Source organism: Brevundimonas sp. 'scallop', assembly GCF_011045535.1.
Lineage (GTDB): Bacteria > Pseudomonadota > Alphaproteobacteria > Caulobacterales > Caulobacteraceae > Brevundimonas > Brevundimonas vesicularis.
The window spans coordinates 2,559,291-2,583,000 of record NZ_CP039382.1; the positions used below are offsets into that span (position 1 = coordinate 2,559,291).

The following is a 23,710-nucleotide window of genomic DNA, read 5'->3' on the forward strand; positions in this document are numbered from 1 at the left end:
TCCAACTCAAACCTGCACCCTCGCCCCTCGCCGGATCTCATGATCCCCGTGCAAGGGAAAAGCCAAGCCAGCTATGACGGTTCCGCACGGATCATTTCTACGACGAATTGCCGCGATCACCCCGTTTCAGCACTAGGGGCGACTTCGGTCGCGTCCCTTGCAACCGACCGTGGCCGCAGTTGATCGACCAAGAAGTCGACGAACACCCGGACGCGAGCGGGAACGCTGGCGCCGCCGACGAATACAGCATGGATGGGCTCACGATCGCCAGGATTGAAATCCTCAAGCAGCGGTACGAGCTCACCCTTCGCAATGGCGTCGGCGACGCTGAAGTTGCCCACACGCGTTACGCCGACGCCGGCCAGCGCAAGCTGCGTCAGGCTCTCGCCATTGTTTGCTTCCACGGGGCCGCGAACCGTGAGCGCATAGTCACGACCGTCCCGTCGGAAAGGCCACACGGGCTCCAACCTTCGGAAGTTGAAGTTCAGACAGTCATGTTGGTGCAGGTCCTCCGGCACGCGCGGCACGCCGCGACGCGCGAGATAGGCCGGCGACGCCACGATCGTTCGCCCCGTCTCACCCAGCCGTCGCGCCGTCAGCGGACTGTCCAGCAACGGCCCGAAACGAATGGCGACATCGGCCTGCCCAGCCGCGACATCCACGACAGTATCCGTCAGATTGATGTCGACGAGGATTTGCGGGTAGCGCGCCACGAACGCGCCGATCAGCGGCACGACCACCTGCCGACCGTGCGCCAGGGATGCGCTAACCCTTAGGCGTCCCCGCGGCGCGCCCTGATCCGAAATGGACTGTTCAGCCTCATCCAGGTCGGCGACAATTCTCCTTGCGGCGCTGAGATAGGCCTGGCCTTCGGCCGTCAACGTCAATGCGCGGGTTGTCCTCAGAACGAGCCGCACACCCAGTCGCGCCTCGATCCGATCGATCGTTCGGCTTACGGCCGATGGCGTCAGCCCAAGAACCCGACCTGCGGCTGAAAAGCTGCCGGCCGCAGCCACAGCCGCGAACACCTCCATATCGCGGGCGCGATCTGCGCCCGCTGACGGCGCCTTTGCGTGCATTTCAAAAATCCTTCGCTTTCGGAAGGCCTAACCGCTGGGGACGACCGCGTCCATCTGTGCGCAAGTCTTATTGGTCTGCGGATTTCCATCCTATGAAACTCAACCCTCCCCTGCTGGCGCTTGCTGCCGGCGCGTTCGGCATCGGCGTGACCGAGTTCGCCCCGATGGGGCTGTTGCCCGTCATTGCAACTGATCTAAGCGTGTCTATTCCATCGGCCGGTCTGCTGATCAGCGCCTACGCTCTGGGCGTCGTCCTGGGTGCGCCCTTGATGACCCTGGCCACAGGCCGCGTTCCTCGCCGCACCCTGCTCATCGGGCTCGCCGGCATCTTCACGATTGGCAATGCGCTGTCTGCGCTCGCTGACAACTACGCCCTGCTGATGATCGCGCGGATCATCACGTCGCTGAACCATGGCGCCTTCTTTGGGGTCGGCGCTATTGTCGCGGCCGGGCTCGTGCCGCCAGACCGCAAGGCCGGGGCGGTGGCTGCCATGTTCATGGGCTTGACCATCGCCAATGTCGTGGGCGTGCCTGTGGCCACCTGGGCTGGGGAAACCTTGGGATGGCGGGCCAGCTTCTGGGGCATTGCGATGATCGGCGTCATGGTGATGGCGGCCCTCGCCCTAACGCTACCGAAAGCCGCCGCACCTGCCGCCGGCGACATGTTGGCTGAACTGCGCGTGCTTGGCCGCAGACGTGTCCTGTCGGCCTTGGCCCTGACCGTTATCGGCTCCAGCGCCATGTTCACCGTCTTCACCTACATCACGCCGATCCTGCGCGAACAGACCGGCGCGTCGCTGGGTTTCGTCACCGCGATGCTCGTTGTCTATGGGCTGGGGCTGACCGTCGGCAACTGGGTCGGAGGCAAGTTTGCTGATCGTTCCGTCGATCGCACGCTGATCGTCACCCTCGCCGGCCTGTCGCTCGTCCTGCTGACCTTCGCCGTGGCCATGCCTTTGGCCAGCGTAAGCGCCGTTCTCATCTTCCTGTGGGGCATCGCCAGCTTCGCGCTCGTGCCGCCGCTTCAGGTTCGCGTGATGGATGCAGCGCGTGAGGCCCCGAACCTGGCTTCGGCCGTCAACATCGGCGCCTTCAATCTCGGCAACGCCATCGGGGCCGCTCTGGGCGGCGCCGTCATCGCCGGCGGCCTCGGCTATCCAGCTGTCGCTCTGGCCGGCGCCGGCGCGTCCGCCCTTGGTCTGCTGATGATTGTGCTGATGTCACGCCCACCAGCCGTAATGATCGCAGCCGAATAGGGAGCCCCGTCCGCTAGCCATTGTCGTTTCCGGCGCTTTGGCAGCGGTGTTCGAGCGATAGTCGGCGAACGTCGGCGGCGTTCTGAAAGACGGCGCGGCTGATGAAGGCGCCCATGTCGCGCCAGGCGTTGGATATGGTCTGGAAGGTCTGTTCGTCGGTCTGGCTGGCGGCCAGGGCTTCGTTCCAGCGCGACGTCAGCGCGTTGATCTCGTCGAGCATCAAAAGCCGCCCGCAGGCGAGGGTCATCCGGTAGCTTGCGCTTCCTTGGCTCATTGTCAGAACTCCTCCCAGCCGGCCGTGTCCGCCTCCTCCACGACGGCCAGCGCGGCTGAGCCGGAGGATCGCAGGGCGGCCGGACGCGTGGGGCGGGTCGCGTTTGGCTTGCGTGGCGCTGGCGCGGCGAGGGCTCGGCTGCTCAGCGCGGTTTCGCGCGTCAGGCTGAAGCGCTGGACCAAATCCGACAGCTGACGGCTTTCAGAGGTCAGGCTGTGGCTGGCCGCCGTCGACTGTTCGACCATGGCGGCGTTCTGCTGGGTCACCTGGTCCATCTGGTTGACGGCGGTGTTGACCTCTTCCAGCGCTGTCGACTGCTCCCGCGTCGACGCCGTAATCTCGTTCATCAGCTCGTCGATTTCGGCGACGCGCTCGACGATGGACGACAGGGCCTCGCCCGTTTCGGCGACCAGGGTGACGCCGGACTTCACCTGGACGGACGAGGTGGTGATCAGCGACTTGATCTCCTTGGCCGCCTCGGCGGACCGCTGCGCCAGGGCCCGAACCTCGGAGGCCACCACGGCGAACCCTCGCCCGGCGTCGCCTGCGCGCGCGGCTTCGACGCCCGCGTTCAAGGCCAGAAGGTTGGTCTGGAAAGCGATCTCGTCGATGACGCCGATGATCTGGTTGATCTGCGACGACGACTGTTCGATCGCGGTCATGGCCTCGACGGCGCGGCTGACCACCTCGCGCGACTGCTCGGCGGATTGACGCGAGGTTTCGACGACCGCGGCGGCGCGACTGGCGCCTTCGGCCGCCCGCTTCACCGTGGCGGTGATCTCGTCCAGCGCGGCCGCCGTTTCCTCCAGCGTCGCCGCCTGATGCTCGGTGCGCCGCGACAGGTCGTCGGCCGCTTCGCTGATTTCGGCGGCGCCCAGCTGCATGGCGCCCGTATTGCCGGCGATCTCGGCCATGGCGTCGTCCAGACGCTGCATGGCGGTGTTAAAGTCGGTCTTCAGGCGCGCATAGCCGCCGGTGAAGTCGGACGCGATGCGGGTTCGCAGGTCGCCCTGCGCCAGAGCCGCCAGAGCCGCCGCCGTATCCTCCACCACCCGCGTCTGTTCGGCCTCGGCCTCTGCGCGCTTCTGGTCCGCCTCCAGGCGCTGGGTCTCGGCGGCTTCCAGATACAGCGAAATGACGAAATCCATGTCGAGCATGGCGGCCTTCACGACGCTGGCCAGCGTCGCGGACAGAGCCTTGCCGTCGTCGCGCTTCGAAAACAGCGACCGCGTCTTGGCGTGGGATGTGACGATCGCCTCGATCAGCCCTTCCAGGACCAGGGCGTAGCCGCCGATATACCAACGCGGCTCCAGGCCGATCCGGGCGTGGGTCTGGCCGATGCGGCGCACGCCCTCGACATAGGCCGGATCGAAGGCGCCCGAGGCAATCAGGCCCCAATGTCGCGCCTGGGCGTCCTTGGCCCCCGCGATCTGGCTTTCCGCGCCGAAGAAGCGGGCCACGTCAGGCGTCGCGCGAACCTGGGCGTAAAAGGCTTCAAGGCTGGGCTGAAGCGCAGCCTCGATGACGGGTCTGGCGTCGGCAAGCCGAGACCTTGCGGCCTTGTCCATCTTCAAGAACCGAAGTCTTTGATCCAGATTCATTGCGTCCGACATGACGGCCCCCTTGCATGGCGGTCAGTTGGACGAGGTTCGATCTAAAGGCCGGTTGAAGTCCCTTCAGCCTGTAGACTGTTTCACAGCGGAAGCATTGTTTGCGCCGGTCTGACGTCAGGTCGCGGTATGACCGACGTCCTTCGCCATGGTCTGCAGCAGCGGGATCAGCTGGGCGGCGGTCTTCAGACCCTCGCTGGTCAAAAGGCCGGCCAGACGACCGTATTGCGACCGCCGATCGTCCAGAACGGCGCGGCCTGCCTCGGTGATTTCCAGCATGGTGACCCGCCGGTCGTTCGGATGGGGCGAACGCTTGACCAGATCGGCACGAACCAGATGATCAACCAGTCGCGATAGCGAGGCCGGCGGCGCCTGAAGCGTCGATCCGAGAGCGCATTGTTTGACGCCGCGACGGCCCTCGCCGGCGATCAGGCTCAAGGCGCGGACGGCGGCATTGCTCTGACCGTCGGCGCGCAGGACGCGATCAAGCTGGCGATCAAGCTCAAGCAAGGCGGTGTCGAGCGCATAGAGCGCCATCGCGGGATCATCGAACGCCCGCACGGTGAACTCGTCCATCGTCCCCCGAACACCCATAGGTCCGGTGTGACAGGATTGGCCGCAACCTGCAAGATAGACGAAGGTCAACCCTTAGGGCTATCGAACTCTTAACAGTGTATCCTGAAGGAAACGATTTCATACCGGCGCAATCCTAGATTGCCACGCAAGCCTTTGGGAACAGAGTGGGTGAGGCAACAACCGGAAAGAGCCGATGGCGTCGGTCAAAAGACATCCCGCCCACCCTGTCACGGCGGCCCGATCGCTGGGGATAAGCACGGGAGGCGCGCTTGATGCTGAACTTCGAAGAGCGCTCGAAGTCGCCGCTATCCTGGTGACGACCGATCGACACGGGGTCATCACCGACTGCAACGAGAAGTTTGTCGCAGTCAGCGGTTATAGCCGAGAGGAGTTGATCGGCTCGACCCACCGGATCGTGAACTCCGGCTTGCATTCCAAGGCCTTCTTCCAAGATCTGTATCGCACGATCCGCCGCGGGAAGGTGTGGACCGGCACATTGCGGAACCGTCGCAAGGACGGCAGCCTCTATTGGGTCGATACGACTATCGTGCCGGCGCTCAGCGGTCCCGAAGGTCCGGCGTCCTACACGGCCATCCGTTTCGAGGTGACCGAACATGTGCTGGCTCTGGAGGCCCTTTCGGAAGCGCGCCTCGTCGCCGAACGCGCCGCCGCGCTGCGCGACACCTTCCTCGCGACCATGAGCCATGAGGTTCGAACGCCGTTGAACGGCGTCCTGGGCCTGGCGCAGTCCCTGTCAGGCGCCGACCTGCCCGACGATGCGCGTCAGAAAGTCGATCTGATAATCAAGTCCGGCGAGACGTTGAGGCGCATCCTGGACGATGTGCTGGACCTGTCCAAAATCCAGGCCGGCGAGATGAATCTGGTCAACGAACCCTTTGCGCCGTCCGACACCATCTCCGGCGCGGTCGATCTGATGCGGCCGCTGGCCAGCGAAAAGGGACTTGAGCTGATCTCCCGGTTCGACGGTCTTCCAGCCCTTCTCATGGGCGACGGGGCCCGCCTGCGTCAGATCGTGCTGAACCTGGTCTCCAACGCCATCAAGTTCACTGCGGTCGGCCAGGTGCTGGTCGATGCGCGCTACTCGACGCCGTCCGGGCGTCTTCGCATCCGCGTCGCAGATACCGGCATGGGCTTTGATCGATCGAGGGCCAAACTGCTGTTCTCGCCGTTCAGCCAGGCCGACGATTCCATCTCGCGGCGGTTCGGCGGCACGGGGCTTGGCCTCTCCATCAGTCGTCGTCTGGCGGAGCTGATGAGCGGCCGCCTCAGGGTGCGTTCAAAGCCCGGTCGGGGAACGCTCTTCGTTCTCGACTTGCCGATGGATCCCAGCGGCGAGATCACCCGCGAAAGCGAGAGCCATGTGGAGGCGCTGGATCGACTCTACGGCGCGCGGATCCTCTTGGCGGAGGACAATCTCGTCAACCAGCAGGTCGTTCAGGCGCTCCTCAGCGGCTTCGGCTGTCAGATCGATGTCGCCGAAAACGGCCAGGAAGCCGTCGACCTGTGGTCAGCGCACGCCTACGACCTGATCATGATGGACATGCAGATGCCGGTCATGGACGGGGTCGAGACCATCCGCAGCATCCGCAGAGGCGAACAGCAGCGCGAGGTCAACAGGCTGCCGATCGCCATGCTGACGGCAAACGCCTCGTCCAACCATCGCGATCTGGCCTCGCGCGCCGGCGCCGACGTTGTCATCCCCAAGCCCCTGTCCGCCGATCACCTGATCTTCGAATCCGCCCGCCTCCTCAACAACGCCGCCCGCTGTCATTGGATATAGCCCCTGACAGAACAGGCTTCCGTGCTCACGCCCGGAAGCCTGCCTTGCGTCAGAAGTAGAAGCGCACGGCCGCGGTGACGGTGCGGCCCGGCAGGGCCTGTGCCAGGACCACGCCGCTGGCGGGCAGGCTGTCGGCCGACACTTCCGTCAGCGCTGTTTCGTCGAACAGGTTGTTGGCGGTCACCGACAGCACGACGCGGTCGATGGGGCGCACCTGGACGAAGGCGTTGACGGTCGCGTAGCCCGGCATCTTCAGCTGGTTGACGTCCTGCGTATAGCTCTCGGTCGTGCCGACGACGCTGGCGCCGACCGTGAACAGGTCCGTCTCGTACTGCGGCATGACCTGGAAGATCAGGTCGGCCTGACGGCGCGGCGAGTTGCCGACCAGGGCCGCGTCCTCGGCCTTGGTGATCTCGGCGCTGGTGACGGTGGCGCTGCCGGTCAGGCTGAACGGACCGTGACGCACGCCGGCCTCGAATTCGGCGCCCTTGGCTTCGTAGCTGCGCTGGACCAGCACCAGACGCGTGACGCCGCCGGCATCCGCGCGGATCTGCTGGTTGGTTTCGCTGACCTCGGCCCAGAAGCCGGTGACGTTGGCGAACAGGCCGTTGGCGCGATACTTCATGCCGATCTCGGCCTGGTTCACCGGATCATAGGCCGCGTCAGCCTGCAGCAGGTCGCCATCGACATTGCTGATGGCCGGCGAACGCAGGATCTTGTCCGTCGCGGCGCGCGCGCCCTCGCTGTAACGGGCGAAGGTCGAGAAGCTGTCCGAGACGCGGTAGTTAGCGCTGAGCGAATACGAGACATAGTCGTAGTCGTAGTCGACCGGCGTCGCGCTGGCGGCAGGCGCGAAGGCGAAGGTGCGCTCGGCTTCCGAGATGACGCCGTCGTTGTCCACGTCGATGGTGCGGACGTCGGTCAGGCCGTTGGCCACCGTGCGGCCGTTGACGTCGCCGCTGTCGAAGCGGATCGATCCGCCCAGCGCCAGCTTGCCCAGCCGGTAGTTCAGCGAGGCGTAGGGCGCCAGCACCTTGTAGGTCACATCGGTGCGCGAGTTGGACCCGGCGCCCGAGGGACCGAAGAAGTTGACCACGCCGTCCTGGGTGCGGGGCGTGCCGTTCGTATTGAAGATATCGACCAGGGCCGAGTTTCCGCCACCCACGACATCCTGAAGGAACGGAATATACTGGCGATCGAACTTCAGATCCTGCTGGGCCGAATAGACGCCCACCGTGGTCGTCAGGTCGCCGCCGCCGATCTTCCAGACGCGGTTGGCGCGCAGGTCGTTGGTGAAGTTGTCCAGGCTGTCGATGTCGGTGTGGACCAGGGTCGAATAGGCCAGCAGGCCGTTGCCGTTCAGGGTCATCGGGCTGGTGATCGCCTGACCGGCGCGCGGACCTGTGGCGTAGGCCAGGGTTCCGGGACGACGACCGAACGCCAGCGGCGCCTGGGCCGCCGGCACCACGGCCAGCGGGTAGTTGAACGACTGATCACCAGATTGCTGCGCGTAGCGCATGTGCTCGGAAATCGTCCAGCCGTGCAGGTTGAAGCGGGTCTGGAAGCCCAACGCGCGCACCTGAACCTGATTGCCGTCCTGCAGATTGACGCGCTTCAGGTTGTTGTCGCCGTCCAGCAGCGGGAACACCGTGGTGTTGCGCGACGTCAGGGTGTCGCGCGTCATCGAGAAGTTGGGAACGTCGCTGTAGTTGGGATCGTCGTTCGTGCCGGACACCAGCAGAGGCGTCGGACCATAGGCGACGACGGTGTCATCCAGGATCTTGCCGTACAGACGCACGAAGCCGCCGTCGAAGGTCTTGGTGATGTTGGCCTTGATCTGGCCGCCCTTGTTGCCCGTGAAGCCGGCGTCGCGCGGGCCTTCACCCTCGCGATAGAAGCCGCCGACGTGGAAGCGCACGGTGTCGCTCAGGTGACCGCCATAGCTGAAGTCGCCGCGGTAGGTGTCGTAATCCAGGCCCGAAGACACCTGGACCGAGCCGCCTTCGACCTCACCCGTCTGCGAGATCAGGTTGATCACGCCGCCCGGCGCGTTGGAGGCGAAGGTCGAGGACGACCCGCCGCGGATGGACTCGATCTGGCCGACGTTGAAGTCGTAGCGCATGAAATAGTCGGACGTCAGCGCCAGGATGTCGCCGAACTCCAGGACCGGCAGACCGTCTTCCTGGAATTGCAGGTACTTCGCGCCGGTGCTGACCATGGGCAGGCCGCGGATCGTATAGTTGCCGTTGGTCTCGCCCGTGCTGGCCTCGGCGCGAATGCCGGGGATGGTGCGGAACAGGTCGTTGACGGAATAGGCGCCGATCTTGGCGATCTCGACATCGTTGATCGAGCTGGTCGAGGTCGCGCTGTCCAGCCTGTCGCGCGCCTTGGCCACGCCCGTCACGATCACGTCGTCATTGGCCCGCGTCCGGCTGGCCTCCCAGGCCGTCTGGCGCTGCGGCGCAGGCTGCGTCTGCGCATGAGCAGGCATGGCGAGGATAAGCGGCGCAAACGCAGCCGTGAGGTACAGGGATTTCAAGGAAGCCTCCAAGGCGTTGTCTTGCAGTGCAGAGACTGGACAACTGATTTTCGTTCGGAAATTCTTCCATGCAGTTTCTTGCATGGCTGTTATCAATAAAACACGGATGTGTTTGATGATTTATAATGCCAGACTACGGATTAATACTGACATAACGGCGCTTACAAAGATCGGATTGCTGCGCCGATTTCTTCTACACTCAACTGGCTTGATATCTTAAAACTCGTTCCAGTCGTCATCGGCCGCTTCGCTCGACAGGGCGAGCGCACCGACCGTGCGGATGACCTTGGGCGCCGGCCTCGGGGCGGACGCGGTGTCCCGGCGAGGCGCCGGCGCGGCCGAGGTCGTCGTATTCAGCCGGAATCTGGAAACCAGGGTCGCCAGCTCATCGGCTTCGGTCGCCAGGATGCGCGCCGCCGCCGTCGCCTCTTCCGCCATGGCGGCGTTCTGCTGGGTCATGCGGTCCATGCTACCGACGGCGCTGTTGACCTGCTTCAGGTTCTCGGACTGGACCTGCGCCCCTTGCGCGATGTCCACGATCAGGGTGTTGGCGTCGCCGATCTTGGACACGACCCGCGCCAGCATCTCGCTCGTTTCGCCGACTCGGTCGACGCCCAGCCGCACCTCGTCCGAAGAGCGGCTGATCAGCTGCTTGATGTCCTTGGCGGCGTCGACGGTGCGTTTGGCCAGTTCGCGCACCTCGCCCGCGACCACGGCGAACCCACGCCCCGCATCGCCCGCCCGCGCGGCCTCGACGCCGGCGTTCAGGGCCAGAAGATTGGTCTGTAGGGCGATGGCGTCGATCATGTTGATGATCTCGCCGATCTCCTGCGATCCGGCCTTGATGGCGTCCATGGCGACGATCGCTTCTTCAACGATCACGCGACCGTCCGCGGCGTCGCCATTGGCCAGGGTGATGGCGTTGCGGGCGTTGGCCGCGCTGCGCGCCGTGTCGCCGACCATGTCGGTGACGTGGTTGGTGGCGGTGGTGGTTTGCTGCAGGCTGGACGCCTGCTGTTCGGTTCGCAACGACAGGGTTTCGGACGCCGAGCAGATTTGGGTGGCGCCGAGGCGAACGCTCTGTGCCGAACCGGCGACGCTGGCCAGGCTTTCTTCCAGACCCTGGACCGCCACGTTGAAGGCCGTGCGCAGGCGCTCATATTCCGGGGCGAACGGCGTGCGAATGGTGTGGGTCAAATCACCGGCGGCCAAGGCTTCCAGAGCTGTGTCGAGCTCCTCGACGACGTGACGTTGCGCGGCGTCGGCGACGATCTTCTCGCGCTCGGCGGCGTCCTTGGCCAGATCGGCGGCCGCCTTGGCCCGTTCGGCCTCGGCCTTGGCCAGAGCCGTGTCGCGGAACACCAGGACCGCGCGCGCCATGTCGCCCAGTTCGTCGGCATGGCTGGCGTCCACGACGATGTCGTTGTCGCCCTTGGCCAACTGGCCCATGGCTTCGGTCAGGACCGTGATCGGACGCGCGATCATGCGGCTGAGCATGGCCGACAGGACCATGGCGATCGTGATCAGGGCGATGCCGCCGACGATCAGGGCGATGATCGCGGTGACGATCGCAGCCTGCTGACGTTCCAGATTTTTCTCGGTGACGGCGGCTTCAGCCTCGCGCAGGTCTCGCAGAGGCAGGACGGCGTCGCTGACCAGAACCTTCTTGCCCGCGTCACGGACTTCTTGCTGCGCCTGCTCGCGCTTGCCGGCGCGAACCTCGGCGATCATGCGATCACCCCAGTCGGCTCTCCAGGCCAGGGTGGCCAGGCGCGACTTTTCGAGCAGCGCCTGTTTTTCCACGTCGCCCAGCTGTCCCTTCAGCTCGACGACGACCTTGTCGAACTCGTCGCGCCCTTCGTAGTAGGATTTCAGATAGGTCTCGTCGCCGGTGACCAGAAAGCCTCGAAACTGGCTGTTCTGACGCAGGATCGCGGTTTCCAGCGACATCGCCTGCGCCTCGATCGTGCGGCTGAGATTGTTGCTCTCGATGGACGCGCGGATCATCATGATCGTGGCGAAAAAGACCGCCATCATGATCGCCGCCGAGACGCAGATCAGGATGAAGGAAAGCCGCAGCTTTCTCGGAATTCGCATCTTCGACATCATGAGCTCGCCCCCGTTACGCACTTATACTTACCTAGAGGCAACCGATTACTCAGCTGACGCCACTGCGCACAGCCCGGTCTCGGTTCGAGCTACGCAAAACACCCTGTTTTTCAGGTGACTATCCACCCCTATGACGGAACGAATAAAAAGATAGTTAAGCTGGCGACGCCCAGGCGCTTACATCGACCGGACCTGAATTTCGCGAGATTCATGCGCTGTTAAGCGAGGTGATCATAGGTAAGTCACCCTTCCCGTCCGCGCTTCAAGCAACGCCGGGTCGCAACCCCCGGGCGAATACTTCTTCAGGCCGGGGACACACAAGTAACAGTTCGTTTTATTCGGAATGCGCGACGATGCGATTGGTGACTGGATGATCTGCCCCGTCGCCGACCGTTTCACCCAGGAACTCGCGGCCCAGGCCGACCGCTGCCGCGCCATGGGGTCACCCTTCGTCGCCGGCGTTCTCGAAGCCGCAAGCCGGCAGCTTTCGAATGCGCCGCTCACCGCCGCACGGCTGTATGACTGGCCGGGAGATCAGGCTGCGGCAGCCCTGGCCCTGCGCTTGAACGGCGCCTTGCACGCCTTGGCGCGCGCGGGCCGGTCCTACGCCCTGACCAGCCTTTATCGTCGCGAACACACCGACTTCGACGCGGCCGTGGTCGACGCCCTGGCCCGGAACGATCAATACATCGCCGACTGGATCCTCCATCCGCCGCAAACGAACGAGGTGGCGCGCGCCGCCGCGCTGATGAGCGCGCTGATGGCCGCCCCTCTGGATCGCGCCATGCCCTTCGAGTTGCTCGAGCTCGGGTCCAGCTGCGGCCTGAACCTGAATCTGGATCGCTACGCCTATGCCCTTGGCTCAGCGTCAGCTGGCGATCCCTTCTCGGACGTGCAGATCGAGCCCCTGTGGCAGGGCGCATCGCCGAAGGTCGGCCCGGTCTCCATCGCGGCGGCGCGCGGCGTCGATCTAAACCCGTTGAACGCCGCAGACCCGGCGCATCGCGAGCGGCTGCTGGCCTTCGCCTGGGCTGACCAGCCGGCGCGCACCCGACGCCTCGAGAACGCCCTGCTCATCGCCGCCGATCATCCGCCGCGCATCGATCAGGGCGACGCCGTGCCCTGGCTGGCCGACCGGCTGGCCGAGCCGCAGCCAGCCGGGCGCTGCCGCGTCGTTATGCACACCATGGTGCTGCAATATCTCAGCGACGACGACCGTCGCCAGATCACAGCGTTGCTCTCGACCGCCGGCCGCCGCGCCGACGCCGACCACCCGCTGCTCTGGATCAGCTTCGAATGGACCCGCGACCGCAGCCACGTCGAACTGCGCTTGACGGCCTGGCCCACCGGCGAAACCCGCGTCCTGGCGCATTGCCATCCCTACGGCGACGAGCTGGAGTGGCTGGCGTCATCTGCGTCGGCCTTGGCGGCCTAGAAGCGACTTCTGCCCGCATGATGGGGCGCTATCGGAGATCAGGCAACGCACCGGCCAAGACTCCAACCGCGCGTTCAAAGCAATCCTGTTTGCCGGAACGGCTGAAGTGTCAGGTCGCGATTTCTGTGGCGCCCGGCTAGACGCTCATCGCCCGTATCCGAAGGTCCTGCGGCCCGAGATAGCGTTCGTTCGGAAGCGAGATAACCCAGACCGTTGCGAATGATCCTACAGCGCATTTCTTCAAGTCCATTCCCCCGCTAGCAGACCGCAAAAACTAATCCGATTTCACGCTCTGTCCATCGGTGTCATTTCGGGCGATCATCGCCGCCGCTCGCCCGTCCAAATGACAACGACAAATGGAACGCCCATGAAACCCATCGACCGCCGCGCCGCCCTGACCGGCTTGTTAAGCGGCGTCGCCGTAGCGGCACTGCCCGTGCGCGCCGCTTTCGCCCAGACGAACGAGGAGGCCGCGCCTTTGGGTCGCGAATGGGCGTCGATGAAATGGCGTCGCGGCATCGAGGGCCAGCGGATGGCCGATCTGGGCAACGGCACCTTCCTCAATCCCATCATGTCGGGCGACCACCCCGATCCGTCGATCCTGAAGGACGGCGCCGACTACTATATGACCTTCTCGTCGTTCGAGTCGGTGCCCGGCATCCACATCTGGCACTCGCGCGACCTGGTGAACTGGCAGCCGGTCGTCGCGGCCCTGACGAAGAACATCGGCTCGGTCTGGGCGCCGGAACTGATCAAGCACGAGGGTAAATTCTGCTGCTACATCCCCGCGCGGTTCCCGGAATACCGCTCCAACTACGTCATCTGGGCGGACAAGATCGAAGGCCCGTGGAGCGAACCCATCGACCTGAAGATCCCGGCCAATATCGACCCTGGCCACATCGTCGGCGAGGACGGCAAACGCTACCTGTTTCTGAACGGCGGCGACCGGGTGAAGCTGACCGATGACGGCCTGGCCACCGACGGCCCGGTCGAGCAGGGCGTCTATAACGCCTGGCGCTACCCTGACGACTGGATCGTCGAAGGCTTCGCCCAAGAAGGGCCCAAGCTGCTACGGCGCGGCGACTATTTCTATATGATCACCGCCATCGGCGGCACGGCGGGGCCGCCGACCGGCCACATGGTCATCGCCGCCCGGTCGAAGTCGATCAACGGCCCGTGGGAGGACTGCCCGCACAACCCCATCGTCCGCACCGCCTCGGGCGCCGAGAAATGGTGGTCGCGCGGCCACGCCACCCTGGTCGAGGCCCCCACCGACGGCGATTGGTGGATGGTCTATCACGGCTATGAAAACGCCTATTGGAGCCTGGGCCGCCAGACCCTGCTGGACCCCATCGAGTGGACCGACGACGGCTGGTTCCGCGCCAAGGGCGGCGACCTGTCCCAGCCGATCGCCAAGCCCCGAGGCGGCGAGGCCGTGCCGCACGGCATGGCGCTGTCGGACGACTTCTCGACCGACAAGTTCGGCATCCAGTGGAGCTTCTACGACCCGCAACCGAACGAGAAGGATCGCCTGCGCCGCGAGAACGGCGTGCTGCACATGAAGACCAAGGGCAAGGCGCCGGTCGACTGCTCGCCCCTGACCTTCGTTCAGGGCGAGCAGGCCTATCAGATCGAGTGCGAGGTCGAGATCGATCCGGGCGCGGTGGCGGGCCTGATCCTGTTCTACGACCGCGCCCTGTATGCGGGCCTGGGTTTCGACGCGACCCGCTATGTCACTCACCAATACGGCATCGAGCGCGGGCGTCCGGCCAATCCGCATGGACGACGCATGTTCATCCGCCTGACCAACGCCTATCAGAACGTCTACTTCGACACCTCGGGCGACGGCGTGACCTGGCAGCGGTTCGACCGCGGCATGGAGGTCTCGGGCTATAACCAGAACGTTCGCGGCGGCTTCATGATGTTGCGCCCCGGCATCTACGCCGCCGGCGAAGGCGAGGCGCGGTTTAAGAATTTCAAGTTCAAGGCGCTGTAATAAACGAGCACATTTTTGGTGTGGCGAAACACAGGTTTTCGTTTTATGACACCGGTGACATTGACGCTTAGGGCGCGTCGATTTCATCACGAGATTTTGGAGTTCCTCGATATTTGAGGGACAGGGGACTGTCGGCATCCGGCCCGCCAAGAGGCACGGAGCACGACAAGAGCGGAGGGAACTATGCGAAACCAACATACGGGATACCTGCGCGCGGCCGTTTCGCCAGCGGCGCTCGTTGTGGGGGCCATGCTGTTCGTGGCCCCGGTTCAAGCTCAAGAGAGCCAGAGCCAGGACGCCACCGAAGTGGGTGAGATCGTCGTCACCGGCATCCGTGCGTCGCTGGCCAGCGCCTTGACCGAAAAGCGCCGCTCCAACACGATCGTCGACGTCATAAACGCCGAGGACATCGCCGACTTCCCAGATGCCAACCTGGCGGAATCGCTGCAACGCATCCCGGGTGTGTCCATCGACCGCGAAAACGGCGAGGGCAACTCGATCTCGGTCCGCGGCCTGGGCGGCGACTTCACCCGCGTGCGTCTGAACGGGTTGGAGACCCTGTCGACCTCGGGCGCCAGCAATGCCGACGGCGCCCTGCGTCGCGACCGGGGCTTCCAGTTCAACACCTTCGCCTCCGAGCTGTTCAACTCGCTGAAGGTTCAGAAGTCCGCCGACGCCCAGACGGACGAGGGCTCGCTGGGCGCCACGGTCGATCTGATCTCGGGGCGTCCGTTCGACTTCAAGGAACGTCGCCTGGGGAATCCCGGCATCCGCAAGAATGTGCTGGATCCCACGCGACCGCGTAAGGGCTTCTTCCGCCTGACCGGCGAGCTGGTGGTCGACGCCGATACGCGTCAGCTGCCGTTGCTGCTGCGCGCAGCGATGGGTCCGCCGGCGGCGCCTGTCGCTAATGGTCCACTGTTCGATCACACCTTCGAAAGCGGCTCCAAGGCGGAGCAGTATTTCGACCTGGCCATCAAGGTCGGCGACAACGACATCCGGGTCTATGAGGGCCTGACGATGTCCCAGCTTTCGACCCAGTTCACCGGCGAAAACACCCAGGACTTCAACCTGAACATCAGCCTCGCCGGCCTGCGTCGGAAGAAGCTGACGGCTTTCCCTGTCGGCACGGTGACGGCCGTTCCGACCGAGGCGCCCATCCTGCGCGCGCTGTTCGAAGTCGACGACGTCGCCGCCGGCAACATGCTGACGGGATCGTTCAGCTTCAGCCGCCAGCTGCAGGAGGGCATCTTCCTCAGCGCAACGCCGACGGTGTCCAGCCTGCGACCCAACGCGACCCAGCATTCCGGCTCGGCCTCGTTCCGTGCGATCGGCGCGGTCTTCGACCAGATGGACGAGGAGGAAGACACCTTCGCTGCGACCTTCCGCATGCTCGGGGTTCAGACCGGGCATCTGATCCGTCTACGCCACCCGCAAGCCCTGCTGGCCCCTAGCGCCATTCCGATCAGTGGAACTGCTCGACATCGATGCGCAGATGGTTCGCACCCAAGCCGAGCGTCATCGCGTCGAGCGCGAGATCCTGCTGGCCACGATTGAGATCGCCCGCAAGCGCAAGGCCTTTGAGCTCGAGAACGACGCCGAGCTGGACGACCAGCAGCGTGGCCAGCAGATGGCGATCTTCAATCGCGGCGCGTCACGGCGGGTCGAACTGTTCGATCATCAGGAGACAGAGCGACTGCGGGCGCAGTTCAAGTCCTACGGACGCGAGGTAACCGAGGCGATCCGCGAAGGGCGGATCGGCGAATACATCGGCGTCCAGCTGAAGCAACGGCTGCTGGACGGGGCCTTGGACCAGCTCTTCAACCTGTTCAACGGCATGAAGTCTGGGACTGGCGGCGCGGGCGGCGGCGGGGGCGGAAGCTGGCTCTCGTCGGCTTTCAACGTCGCCAAGTCATTCTTCGGCGGAGGGCGCGCGGCCGGCGGTGGGGCCGAGGCCGGACGCTTCTATCACACTGTGGAGCATGGCCGGCCCGAACTGTTCATGATCGGCGGCTCCGGCCATGTGACCAGCGCCGTCGAAACCGCGCGGATGCTGCGCGAGAGCATGGCCGAGACGGGCGGTTACGGCCGCGCGCCGGCCGCAGCAGGAATGGGCGAAGTGTTGGAGGTGCGCGTGGACAAGTCCTCACTGTTCGACGTCGAGGTTCGCCGTGTCGCTCAGCCCATGGCCGAGCAGGCGCGCGTAACCGGAGCGGCCGACGCCATCAACGCCTCGCGTCGCGGCGCCGCCGCCCTTCAGCAGCAGCAAATGCGACTGGGCAAATAATGGACGCCTATCCCTTCGACCTTCTTCCGCCGGGCTCCGAGCGGTGGCGACTGACCTCGATCAGCGTCAGCGGCGGCGTCAGGGTAGCGTCAGGCCCTGGCCTGGCGCGCACAGACGGCGGCGGGTTCTGGATGTGTTGGATGAGCGAGATCGAGCTGGTGACGCGCGCGCAGATCAAGGCGGCGCGCGCGCTTGAAGCCGTGCTGGATGGCGGGGTCTCCTCGATAGTGGTGCCGGCGTTCGAATGGGCGTTCAGCCCTGAACTGGTGGCTCACGCCGACGGGACGCCTTTCGCGGATGGCAGTCTTTATCAGACCAGCAGCGTCGCCAGCGCGACGACGGAAGCGTCGGCGCTGCGGGCGACATCGCTTCGGGTGAGTTTCGTCGGTGGCGTGCCGCTGGAGGCCGGCGAGCGGTTCTCCATCGTTCATGCCACGAGGGGCAAACGGCTCTACACGGTCGCGCGGGTTCAGGACGTCGAGCCGGGCGGCTATAGGATCGAAGTTCGGCCACCTTTGCGAGAGGCGGTCGCGTCCGGCGTAGGCCTGGACTTCTCCACGCCCGGCTGCGTGATGCGCCTGGCCAACCCTGACGAGTTCCTGGGCGCCATCGATCCCCACCACGAAAGCATGGCAAACGCCGTGTGGGTCGAGGCCTTCTGATGCTGCCCGCACAGGCCGCCGCCATGTCAGCGCTTCAGGCTCCGCGCTATTCTCTGTTCTTCCTGCTGAAGACGAAAACGCAGGGCTACGTCCGCGCCTGGCTGGGCGTTGGCGACTACGATCTGCCTGCTGACGACGTCGATTTGGAGGGCGGTACGTATCTCGGTATTGGTCTGGTCGGCGAAATCCCTGCGCTGAGCCAGTTGATCGGTGGCCTGGGGGAGAGGGTTGAGTTCACCCTCAACGGCGCCGACGAGATCACCCTGTCCTTGGCCGATGATGACGCGGCCGAAGTCCGGGCGGCGCCGGTCAACGTCGGGGTCGTTTTCTTCGACGAAGACTGGCAGCCAGCGGACAGCGTCGCCTGGCTTTGGGATGGTGTTGCGGATGTCCCTGCCGTGGACCGCAGCGCGACTGAAGACCAGATTACCCGGCGCGTCACCCTCTCCGTCGGCTCTGGCTTTACCGATCGCACCCGGCCGCAACTGGCCTTCTACACCGACGCGGAACAGAAACGCCGAGCGCCGACAGACACCTTCTGCGCAAGGGTCGCGGGCTATTCTGTGGACTCCACCATCACCTGGCCTGCGCCGGGCTGATGCTGGACGACTTTCTGGAGCGGATGGCCGCCACGCCTTTCGTGGACGGCGCGACGGACTGCGTGCTGACGCCAGCGGCTTGGGTGGTCGCGAATGGCTGGCCTGACCCCGCGGCCGATCTTCGCGGGCGCTACCGGACCCCCCTAGGGCGTGAGCGTCTGTTGAAGCGGCTGGGCGGCATCGAGCAGGTCGTCAGCCACAGGATGTCGGCGGCGGGATTGGTCAAGACTGAGCGCGCTTTGCGCGGCGATGTCGGGCTGGTCGCCCTGCACGGCCTGATCTTCGGCGCAATCTTCCTCGGCGAGCGGTGGGCCATTCAGTCCAAAGCTGGCCTCTATTCCGCTTCGCCTGACCGTGTCGTGAAAGCCTGGAGTGTGTCGCATGGCTGATCCGGTTTCGGCGGCGGCGACCGCGTTTGCGACGTGGGCGGTCAGCGCGGCCGGGGCGACGGCCGGATCGATCGCAGCGACCGCGATCTACGTCACCGCCTATGCCGCCGCCTATGCCGCCATCACCACGACGGTCACCTTGGGCCTGAGCGCCATCGCGCGCTCATCGCTTCCAGATGTCGAAGGCCAGAAGGTCACGCGCAAGCAACCTCGTCCGATCCGCGTCCATGCCATCGGCGGTCCGTCGCGGATGTCGGGCGCCTACATGCTGCGCGAGGCCGTTGGCAACAAGTACGGCGCCGTGCTCGCCGTCTGTGAAGGTCGGCTGGCCTCGGTCGATGCCGTTTACGAGCATGACAACCGCGTCACCCGGAACGCCGACGGCTGGGTCCAGGGCATGGCGGGCGAGCAGTTCGGCTCCGGCGACCTGCTGCGGATCCAGACCCGCCCCGGCAATCCGACCGAGACCCACTATTCGATGCTGACGCCGAACTTCGGCGCCTATTGGCCAACGACGGCGCGGGGCGACGGCATCGCCTCCATCGGCATATTCGCTCAACACCGTTCGCGCGAAAGCTTTGCGCGCCATTTCCCGAACGGCGAACCTGTCGTCTCCATCGTCGCCGCTGCCGTCTGCTACGACTGGCGCGATCCATCGCAGAGTAGGACTGACCCATCGACCTGGAAAGCGAGCTGGAACCCGGTCGTCTGGCTGGTCTTCGTCGAGTGGCATCGCCACGGACGCCGCTGGGAACGAAGCATTGCGCCGGTGCTGGATCAGCTGACGGCCGAGGCCGACTACTGCGACCAGATCGTCACCCGCAGCGGCGTGACTGAGGCGCGTTATCGGTGCGCCGGCAACTATCCGGTCAACACCGAGCCGCAAGCCGTGCGCGAGGCCCTGCTGTCCACGTTCGACGGCTGGATGTCGCTGGACGGCCGGGGCCGGCTGATCGTCAAGGCCGGGCGCTATGTCGAGCCGACCTTCGTCCTGACGGGCGAACACATCCAGGGCTACAGCTGGCGCGCCTTCCAGACCGATGAGGAAGCCTGCAACGCCCTCGTCGTTTCGTTCGTCGATCCGGCGAAGGATTACACAGAGGTCGAGGCCGGCACCCTATTCGATCAAGACGACATCGATGGCCGTAACGGCGTCGAACGATCGGAGGCCCTGCAACTGCCGTGGTGCCCGAGCGGGACGCAGGCGATGGAACTAGCGCGCCGCAAGATGACGCGGTTGACCGCTCCGCGTCGCGGTCAGGTCCGTGCGTCGGTGTTTGGCCTGAACGGCCTGGGCGAGCGGTTCATCCGCATCCAGAACCCCGAGCTTCGTTCGATGGCGGATGTCGTCGTTGAGGTGACGAATGTCGAGCTGGATCTCGCCAATGCCCAGGTCATCTTCGACGTCGTCCTGGCGGATACAGAGATCGATGCCGGGGAGGCGCCCGCTCCGGGCGTGCCGCCCGTTGATAAGCCTCCAATCGTGCCCGGCGAGCAGGAACCGGCTCGTCGTCTGATCAACCTCTCTGTCCCATATCCCACGTCAGCAACATCTGACACGATCAACGTCGTGGCGTTCAGCGGCGTGCTGCCGGACGGTTCGACGCTCAACCTTCCAGCCGCGTCGCTGACTGGCTTGGCGTCACTGACGCAGTACGGCGTCTTCTGGCGCGCCGATGTGGGATACGCCGCCCTGCCCGGTAGCTTCGCCTCCAATGCCCTGGCGATGGGGTCATGGGTGTTCGTTGGCTGGCAATCGACGTCCGACGCGGGCGGCTCCTATCCCAGCAATCCGCCCCCGCCGGGCGGATGGGGTGGAGACGGCGCCTATCAGGACCAGGTCGATCCAGCGGCCTGACGTGACCATAAAAACCGAGGTGACCCATGGCTGAACCGCTATCAGCGGCCTTTGGCGCGACTTTCCGTGACTTTCAAGTCGATGGCGTTCCAGCATCGGGCGCCAACAAGGTCGCTAAAGGAGAGGCGCGCGCCCTGGGCGCCAAGATCGATCTGAAGATCGCCGCCGCCGCTGTGGGCGATACGGCCGCCGTCGAAGATTTGATGCAGCCTTATGTGACAGAGGCGGCCGAGGCCTCCGAATCCTCACAGGCCGCCGCCGCCGAGGCGGTAACCGTGGTGAGCGACGCCTTGGGGGCCGGGATCGAGACCCGCGCCGGCCGTGAACTGACGGGCCGTCGCGACGCCATGGCCGGCAAGGTGTTTGCCGTCGAGACGCCGGACGGCCGCGTGCCGGTGTCGGTCGGTCAGGATGGCCGGATGACCGTCGGATCGCTGGACCTTTATGGCACTCCCCTGACCCGAGACGGCTATCGCAACGGCCTGACCCCGCAACAAGGTGCGCGCAACGGCGCCCTGTTGCAGGCCTGGGGGCCGGAGGGCGCGCCCGCCTTCTTGCCTGTCGCGCCGCTGCGGGGCGATTGGGGCGCGTTCAACCTTCGTCTGGACGTGACCGGCTACCGCCTGGGAACGGTGCAGGCGTCGGACCTCTACATCTGCGACGTGATCCAGCCGCTGTCGGGGGCCTTGGCCACGGCCGTCGCCGTTGATCATCGCCCGATCTCCATGACCCTGTTCTATGGTCAGTCCAACGCCGGGCGGGCCGGAGGTGCGGTCATCAACGGGGGCGCGGTCTATCCGCATCACGCGCTGATGTTCTCCGAAGGCATCGCCCACATTCAGAGCACCATCGGCGGCCCGCTGGACGGCTATGGCGCACCCGTGACGCCGGGCGCCTTGTCCGACCTTGCGCCGTTGCGGGACAATGGCCAGTCCGTGCAGGGAAGCCACGTCGCGGGTCTGGCGGCCGTCGCGGCTGAGGCCATGGATCGCAAGGCCGGCCGCCGATCCCCCGCCCGACTATGGCGCAGCGACTATTTCGGCGGGCAGCCGCTGGGCCAGTTCGTCAAGGGCACGACCATGTATGCGAACGCGTTGACCTCAGCGTCACAAGCGCGGGTCGCGGGGGCGCGCTACGGGCGCAGCGTGTCCCTGGGCTTCCTGGTCGTCGTTCACGGCGAGAGCGGCCCCTATCCCTACCCGCTGTCGAACCTGTTGGACGATCTGCTGCCAGACCTGAAAGCGGCGGCTGATCAGGACCAAGAGCCGTTCGTCATCCTGGCTCAAACCAACAGTGGGGATGTCAATGTGCCGACCGGCGTGGAGACGGCGCAGCTGGATTACGCCAAGGCCCATGCCGCCACGACGGCCTTGATCCCGATGTATGATCTGCCGCTGCTGTCCGACGACATCCATCCCACGGCCGAAGGGCGAGCGATTTTTGGCGAGCGGGTGGCCTGGGTTCAGGACCAGGTCACGCACGGCGACGGGTTCGATGGCGTCTGGCCCGTGTCAGCCGTCCGAACGGGCGCAAGCCTCGTCGTGACCTTCAATCACGACATCGCCGCCGATCCGCGCGACTGGACGCTGTCGGTCCCGAGCCTGGGCTTCACCTATACGGGCGCGTCGATCACGGCTGCGACCGTGACCGGGGCGCGTCAGGTCACGCTCACCCTTTCGTCGGCGGCGGCCGGAACCCTGCACTACGCCAACCAGCAGACGGCGGACGACGACAATGGCTGGTCCAGTCAGCGTGGTCTGATCGTGCATCGCACCGGCGCCGCTTCTCCTTGGAATGCGCGCGGCCTGGGCGTCCCGGCCGAGATCGTCATTCCCGCAGCCCGCTTCTCCATGCCCATCGCCTGAGGACCGAACCATGTTGCTCAAGACCCCTGTTGAAACGACCAATGCCAACGCTCCGATGGGCGATGGCGGGCTGTCTGCCGCTATCCTGGCCATGCCGAACCTGATGGACTGGTTCCAGGCCGATCCGGCGCACACTACGCTGGTCGGCGGCAAGGTCAGCGCATTGAACGGCCGCAAGGGCGTTCGATCTCTGGCTCAGCCCGACGCGGCCTTCCGAGCCCCGCTGGTCGAGGGCGCCATCAACGGGCAGCCGGCCCTGGAGAACGGTGTCGCGCCGTATGCCTACGGTTTGACTGGAACGACCTTCCCCAGCCAAGGCGCATGGACCTGGGCCATGTGCGTCTATGAGGAGCCCGGCGATTATCAGTGGATGGGCGGCATTTTCGAAAGTGGGGAGATGCAGACCGGCATCATCCGCAACGCAGACGACGTCCTGCGTTTCCACAACAAGGTCGGGTCTGGTGCGGCTGAAATCGTCATCCCCAACGGGTATGGCCGGTGGCGGCTGATCGTCGTCGGGGCTTCGGCAAGCGGCGTGATCAAGGCCGAGGTCGATGGGGCGCGCCTGCCCGACGCCGTGTCGGATGACGCCATGGCCAACGGCGCTCTTGTCTTTGGCGCCCTGGGTGTCGCGGGTGGCGCCTACCCCTTCCTGGGCGGCTATTCGGACATCTGGTTGTTCACCGCCGATTTGCTGGCCACGCCCGCCAGTCTGGAGCCGCTGCGGCAGTATTGCCGCCACGTCTATGGAATCGGCGTCGCCTGAGGTCAGCGATCACAGATCCTTTGCGGGGCCGCCAGGTTCGTCGGGTTCGCCGTCAGCGTCCTTGTCGATGAAGCCTGGAGGCTGGTTCCGCCTGTTCACCATCGAAGAGATCGTGAAGAGCAGCCCTGCCAGGACCACGGCGCCGACGATGAGCAAGAGCATGTTCATGAAAGCCGAACGCACGGGCGAGTGATCGGGTCCATCGCCTCGCTTCAAGCCGCCCAACGGCTGTTCCACCACGGCCTGACTATCGGAGGGGCGGATGATTGACTTGCCTGACCCGCGCACAATCGCTGCCTTTTGGGGGCTGTGCGGCGGAATGTTCTATGGCGCCCTCGGCGTCATCGCCGCCTTCAGCGCCAAAGTCGGAACGCCCGAGGCGCGCCGCCGAGCCCTCCTTGAGTTGGTCGCCGGCGCTCTGTTTGCGCCAGCTGTCGCAGAAGCGTTCACCGGCTGGGTCCTGACCGTCATTCCAGGCCTCGCCATGCCCGCCGTAGCTCTGACGCTCGGCCTCATCACTGTCCCGTATGGCCCTGCCTTCATCGAGCGGATCAAGGGGCAGATCGATAAGCGGCTGGGAGGTCGCGAACAATGACCCTGCAAGAAGCC

General features: G+C 65.2%; 20 protein-coding genes and 1 pseudogene. 13 read left to right on the plus strand and 8 right to left on the minus strand.

Annotated features, from left to right (window positions below; all coding sequences use genetic code 11):
* Positions 1–116: 116 nt before the first annotated feature.
* Together E4341_RS15590 and E4341_RS15790 are read right to left on the minus strand one after the other, a co-directional pair.
* Positions 117–734, minus strand: coding sequence for a LysR substrate-binding domain-containing protein (locus E4341_RS15590; protein ID WP_240893676.1), 618 nt, complete (start codon positions 732–734; stop codon positions 117–119).
* 189 nt (positions 735–923) lie between these two features.
* Positions 924–1,079 (minus strand): annotated as a pseudogene (locus E4341_RS15790) (LysR family transcriptional regulator); the annotation flags it as partial.
* Positions 1,080–1,171: 92 nt separating this feature from the next.
* Between E4341_RS15790 and E4341_RS12755 the strand changes: the two are divergent.
* Complete coding sequence (locus E4341_RS12755; RefSeq protein WP_165117735.1) at positions 1,172–2,335, plus strand: MFS transporter; 1,164 nt, start codon at positions 1,172–1,174, stop codon at positions 2,333–2,335.
* Positions 2,336–2,348: 13 nt separating this feature from the next.
* Here E4341_RS12755 and E4341_RS12760 read toward each other — a convergent pair whose 3' ends face one another.
* The 3 genes from E4341_RS12760 to E4341_RS12770 form a co-directional block, all read right to left on the minus strand.
* Positions 2,349–2,609: a hypothetical protein gene (locus tag E4341_RS12760; protein ID WP_137722168.1), complete on the minus strand. Its 261-nt coding sequence runs from the start codon at positions 2,607–2,609 to the stop codon at positions 2,349–2,351.
* A gap of 2 nt (positions 2,610–2,611) precedes the next feature.
* Positions 2,612–4,177 carry a globin-coupled sensor protein gene (locus E4341_RS15690; RefSeq protein WP_370458485.1) on the minus strand — a complete coding sequence of 522 codons (1,566 nt, stop codon included), beginning with the start codon at positions 4,175–4,177 and terminating at the stop codon, positions 2,612–2,614.
* Between the two features lie 159 nt (positions 4,178–4,336).
* The gene (locus E4341_RS12770; RefSeq protein ID WP_165117739.1) at positions 4,337–4,795 is read right to left on the minus strand and encodes a MarR family winged helix-turn-helix transcriptional regulator; all 459 of its coding nucleotides are present in this window, start codon (positions 4,793–4,795) and stop codon (positions 4,337–4,339) included.
* 313 nt (positions 4,796–5,108) lie between these two features.
* On the opposite strand from E4341_RS12770, the gene E4341_RS12775 reads away from it, so the two are divergent.
* Positions 5,109–6,596: an ATP-binding protein gene (locus tag E4341_RS12775; RefSeq protein WP_165117741.1), complete on the plus strand. Its 1,488-nt coding sequence runs from the start codon at positions 5,109–5,111 to the stop codon at positions 6,594–6,596.
* 49 nt (positions 6,597–6,645) lie between these two features.
* Here E4341_RS12775 and E4341_RS12780 read toward each other — a convergent pair whose 3' ends face one another.
* Both E4341_RS12780 and E4341_RS12785 read right to left on the minus strand, forming a co-directional pair.
* Entirely contained in the window at positions 6,646–9,135 is a 2,490-nt protein-coding gene (locus E4341_RS12780) for a TonB-dependent receptor domain-containing protein (RefSeq protein ID WP_165117743.1), read from the minus strand.
* A gap of 216 nt (positions 9,136–9,351) precedes the next feature.
* A complete protein-coding gene (locus E4341_RS12785; protein ID WP_240893561.1) occupies positions 9,352–11,232 on the minus strand; it encodes a methyl-accepting chemotaxis protein in 1,881 nt (626 codons plus the stop codon).
* A gap of 355 nt (positions 11,233–11,587) precedes the next feature.
* Here E4341_RS12785 and E4341_RS12790 point away from each other — a divergent pair, with 355 nt between their 5' ends.
* The 10 genes from E4341_RS12790 to E4341_RS12835 all read left to right on the plus strand — a co-directional run bounded on the left by E4341_RS12790 (position 11,588) and on the right by E4341_RS12835 (position 23,101).
* Positions 11,588–12,679, plus strand: coding sequence for a DUF2332 domain-containing protein (locus E4341_RS12790; RefSeq protein ID WP_240893562.1), 1,092 nt, complete (start codon positions 11,588–11,590; stop codon positions 12,677–12,679).
* A 367-nt stretch (positions 12,680–13,046) separates the two neighbouring features.
* A complete protein-coding gene (locus tag E4341_RS12795) occupies positions 13,047–14,675 on the plus strand; it encodes a family 43 glycosylhydrolase (protein ID WP_165117749.1) in 1,629 nt (542 codons plus the stop codon).
* 183 nt (positions 14,676–14,858) lie between these two features.
* Positions 14,859–16,232 (plus strand): TonB-dependent receptor plug domain-containing protein, encoded by a 1,374-nt coding sequence (locus tag E4341_RS15795; RefSeq protein WP_165117751.1) that lies wholly within the window; start codon positions 14,859–14,861, stop codon positions 16,230–16,232.
* Positions 16,171–16,962 (plus strand): hypothetical protein, encoded by a 792-nt coding sequence (locus E4341_RS12805; RefSeq protein ID WP_165117753.1) that lies wholly within the window; start codon positions 16,171–16,173, stop codon positions 16,960–16,962. The genes E4341_RS15795 and E4341_RS12805 overlap by 62 nt, the downstream gene beginning before the upstream one ends.
* On the plus strand, positions 16,962–17,624 hold the full coding sequence (locus E4341_RS12810) for a hypothetical protein (protein ID WP_165117755.1): 663 nt from the start codon (positions 16,962–16,964) through the stop codon (positions 17,622–17,624). Before E4341_RS12805 ends, E4341_RS12810 begins: the two co-directional genes overlap by 1 nt.
* Positions 17,624–18,223 carry a hypothetical protein gene (locus tag E4341_RS12815; RefSeq protein WP_165117757.1) on the plus strand — a complete coding sequence of 200 codons (600 nt, stop codon included), beginning with the start codon at positions 17,624–17,626 and terminating at the stop codon, positions 18,221–18,223. The genes E4341_RS12810 and E4341_RS12815 overlap by 1 nt, the downstream gene beginning before the upstream one ends.
* Complete coding sequence (locus tag E4341_RS12820; RefSeq protein WP_165117759.1) at positions 18,223–18,612, plus strand: hypothetical protein; 390 nt, start codon at positions 18,223–18,225, stop codon at positions 18,610–18,612. The genes E4341_RS12815 and E4341_RS12820 overlap by 1 nt, the downstream gene beginning before the upstream one ends.
* Positions 18,605–20,470 carry a phage tail protein gene (locus tag E4341_RS12825; protein WP_165117761.1) on the plus strand — a complete coding sequence of 622 codons (1,866 nt, stop codon included), beginning with the start codon at positions 18,605–18,607 and terminating at the stop codon, positions 20,468–20,470. Before E4341_RS12820 ends, E4341_RS12825 begins: the two co-directional genes overlap by 8 nt.
* A gap of 26 nt (positions 20,471–20,496) precedes the next feature.
* Positions 20,497–22,335 carry a hypothetical protein gene (locus E4341_RS12830; protein ID WP_165117763.1) on the plus strand — a complete coding sequence of 613 codons (1,839 nt, stop codon included), beginning with the start codon at positions 20,497–20,499 and terminating at the stop codon, positions 22,333–22,335.
* A gap of 10 nt (positions 22,336–22,345) precedes the next feature.
* Positions 22,346–23,101, plus strand: a complete 756-nt coding sequence (locus E4341_RS12835) for a hypothetical protein (protein ID WP_165117765.1) — start codon at positions 22,346–22,348, stop codon at positions 23,099–23,101.
* A gap of 9 nt (positions 23,102–23,110) precedes the next feature.
* On the opposite strand, the gene E4341_RS12840 is transcribed toward E4341_RS12835, so the two are convergent.
* On the minus strand, positions 23,111–23,257 hold the full coding sequence (locus E4341_RS12840; RefSeq protein WP_165116852.1) for a hypothetical protein: 147 nt from the start codon (positions 23,255–23,257) through the stop codon (positions 23,111–23,113).
* A gap of 106 nt (positions 23,258–23,363) precedes the next feature.
* Between E4341_RS12840 and E4341_RS12845 the strand changes: the two genes are divergently transcribed.
* Complete coding sequence (locus tag E4341_RS12845; RefSeq protein WP_165117767.1) at positions 23,364–23,696, plus strand: hypothetical protein; 333 nt, start codon at positions 23,364–23,366, stop codon at positions 23,694–23,696.
* Positions 23,697–23,710: the final 14 nt, after the last annotated feature.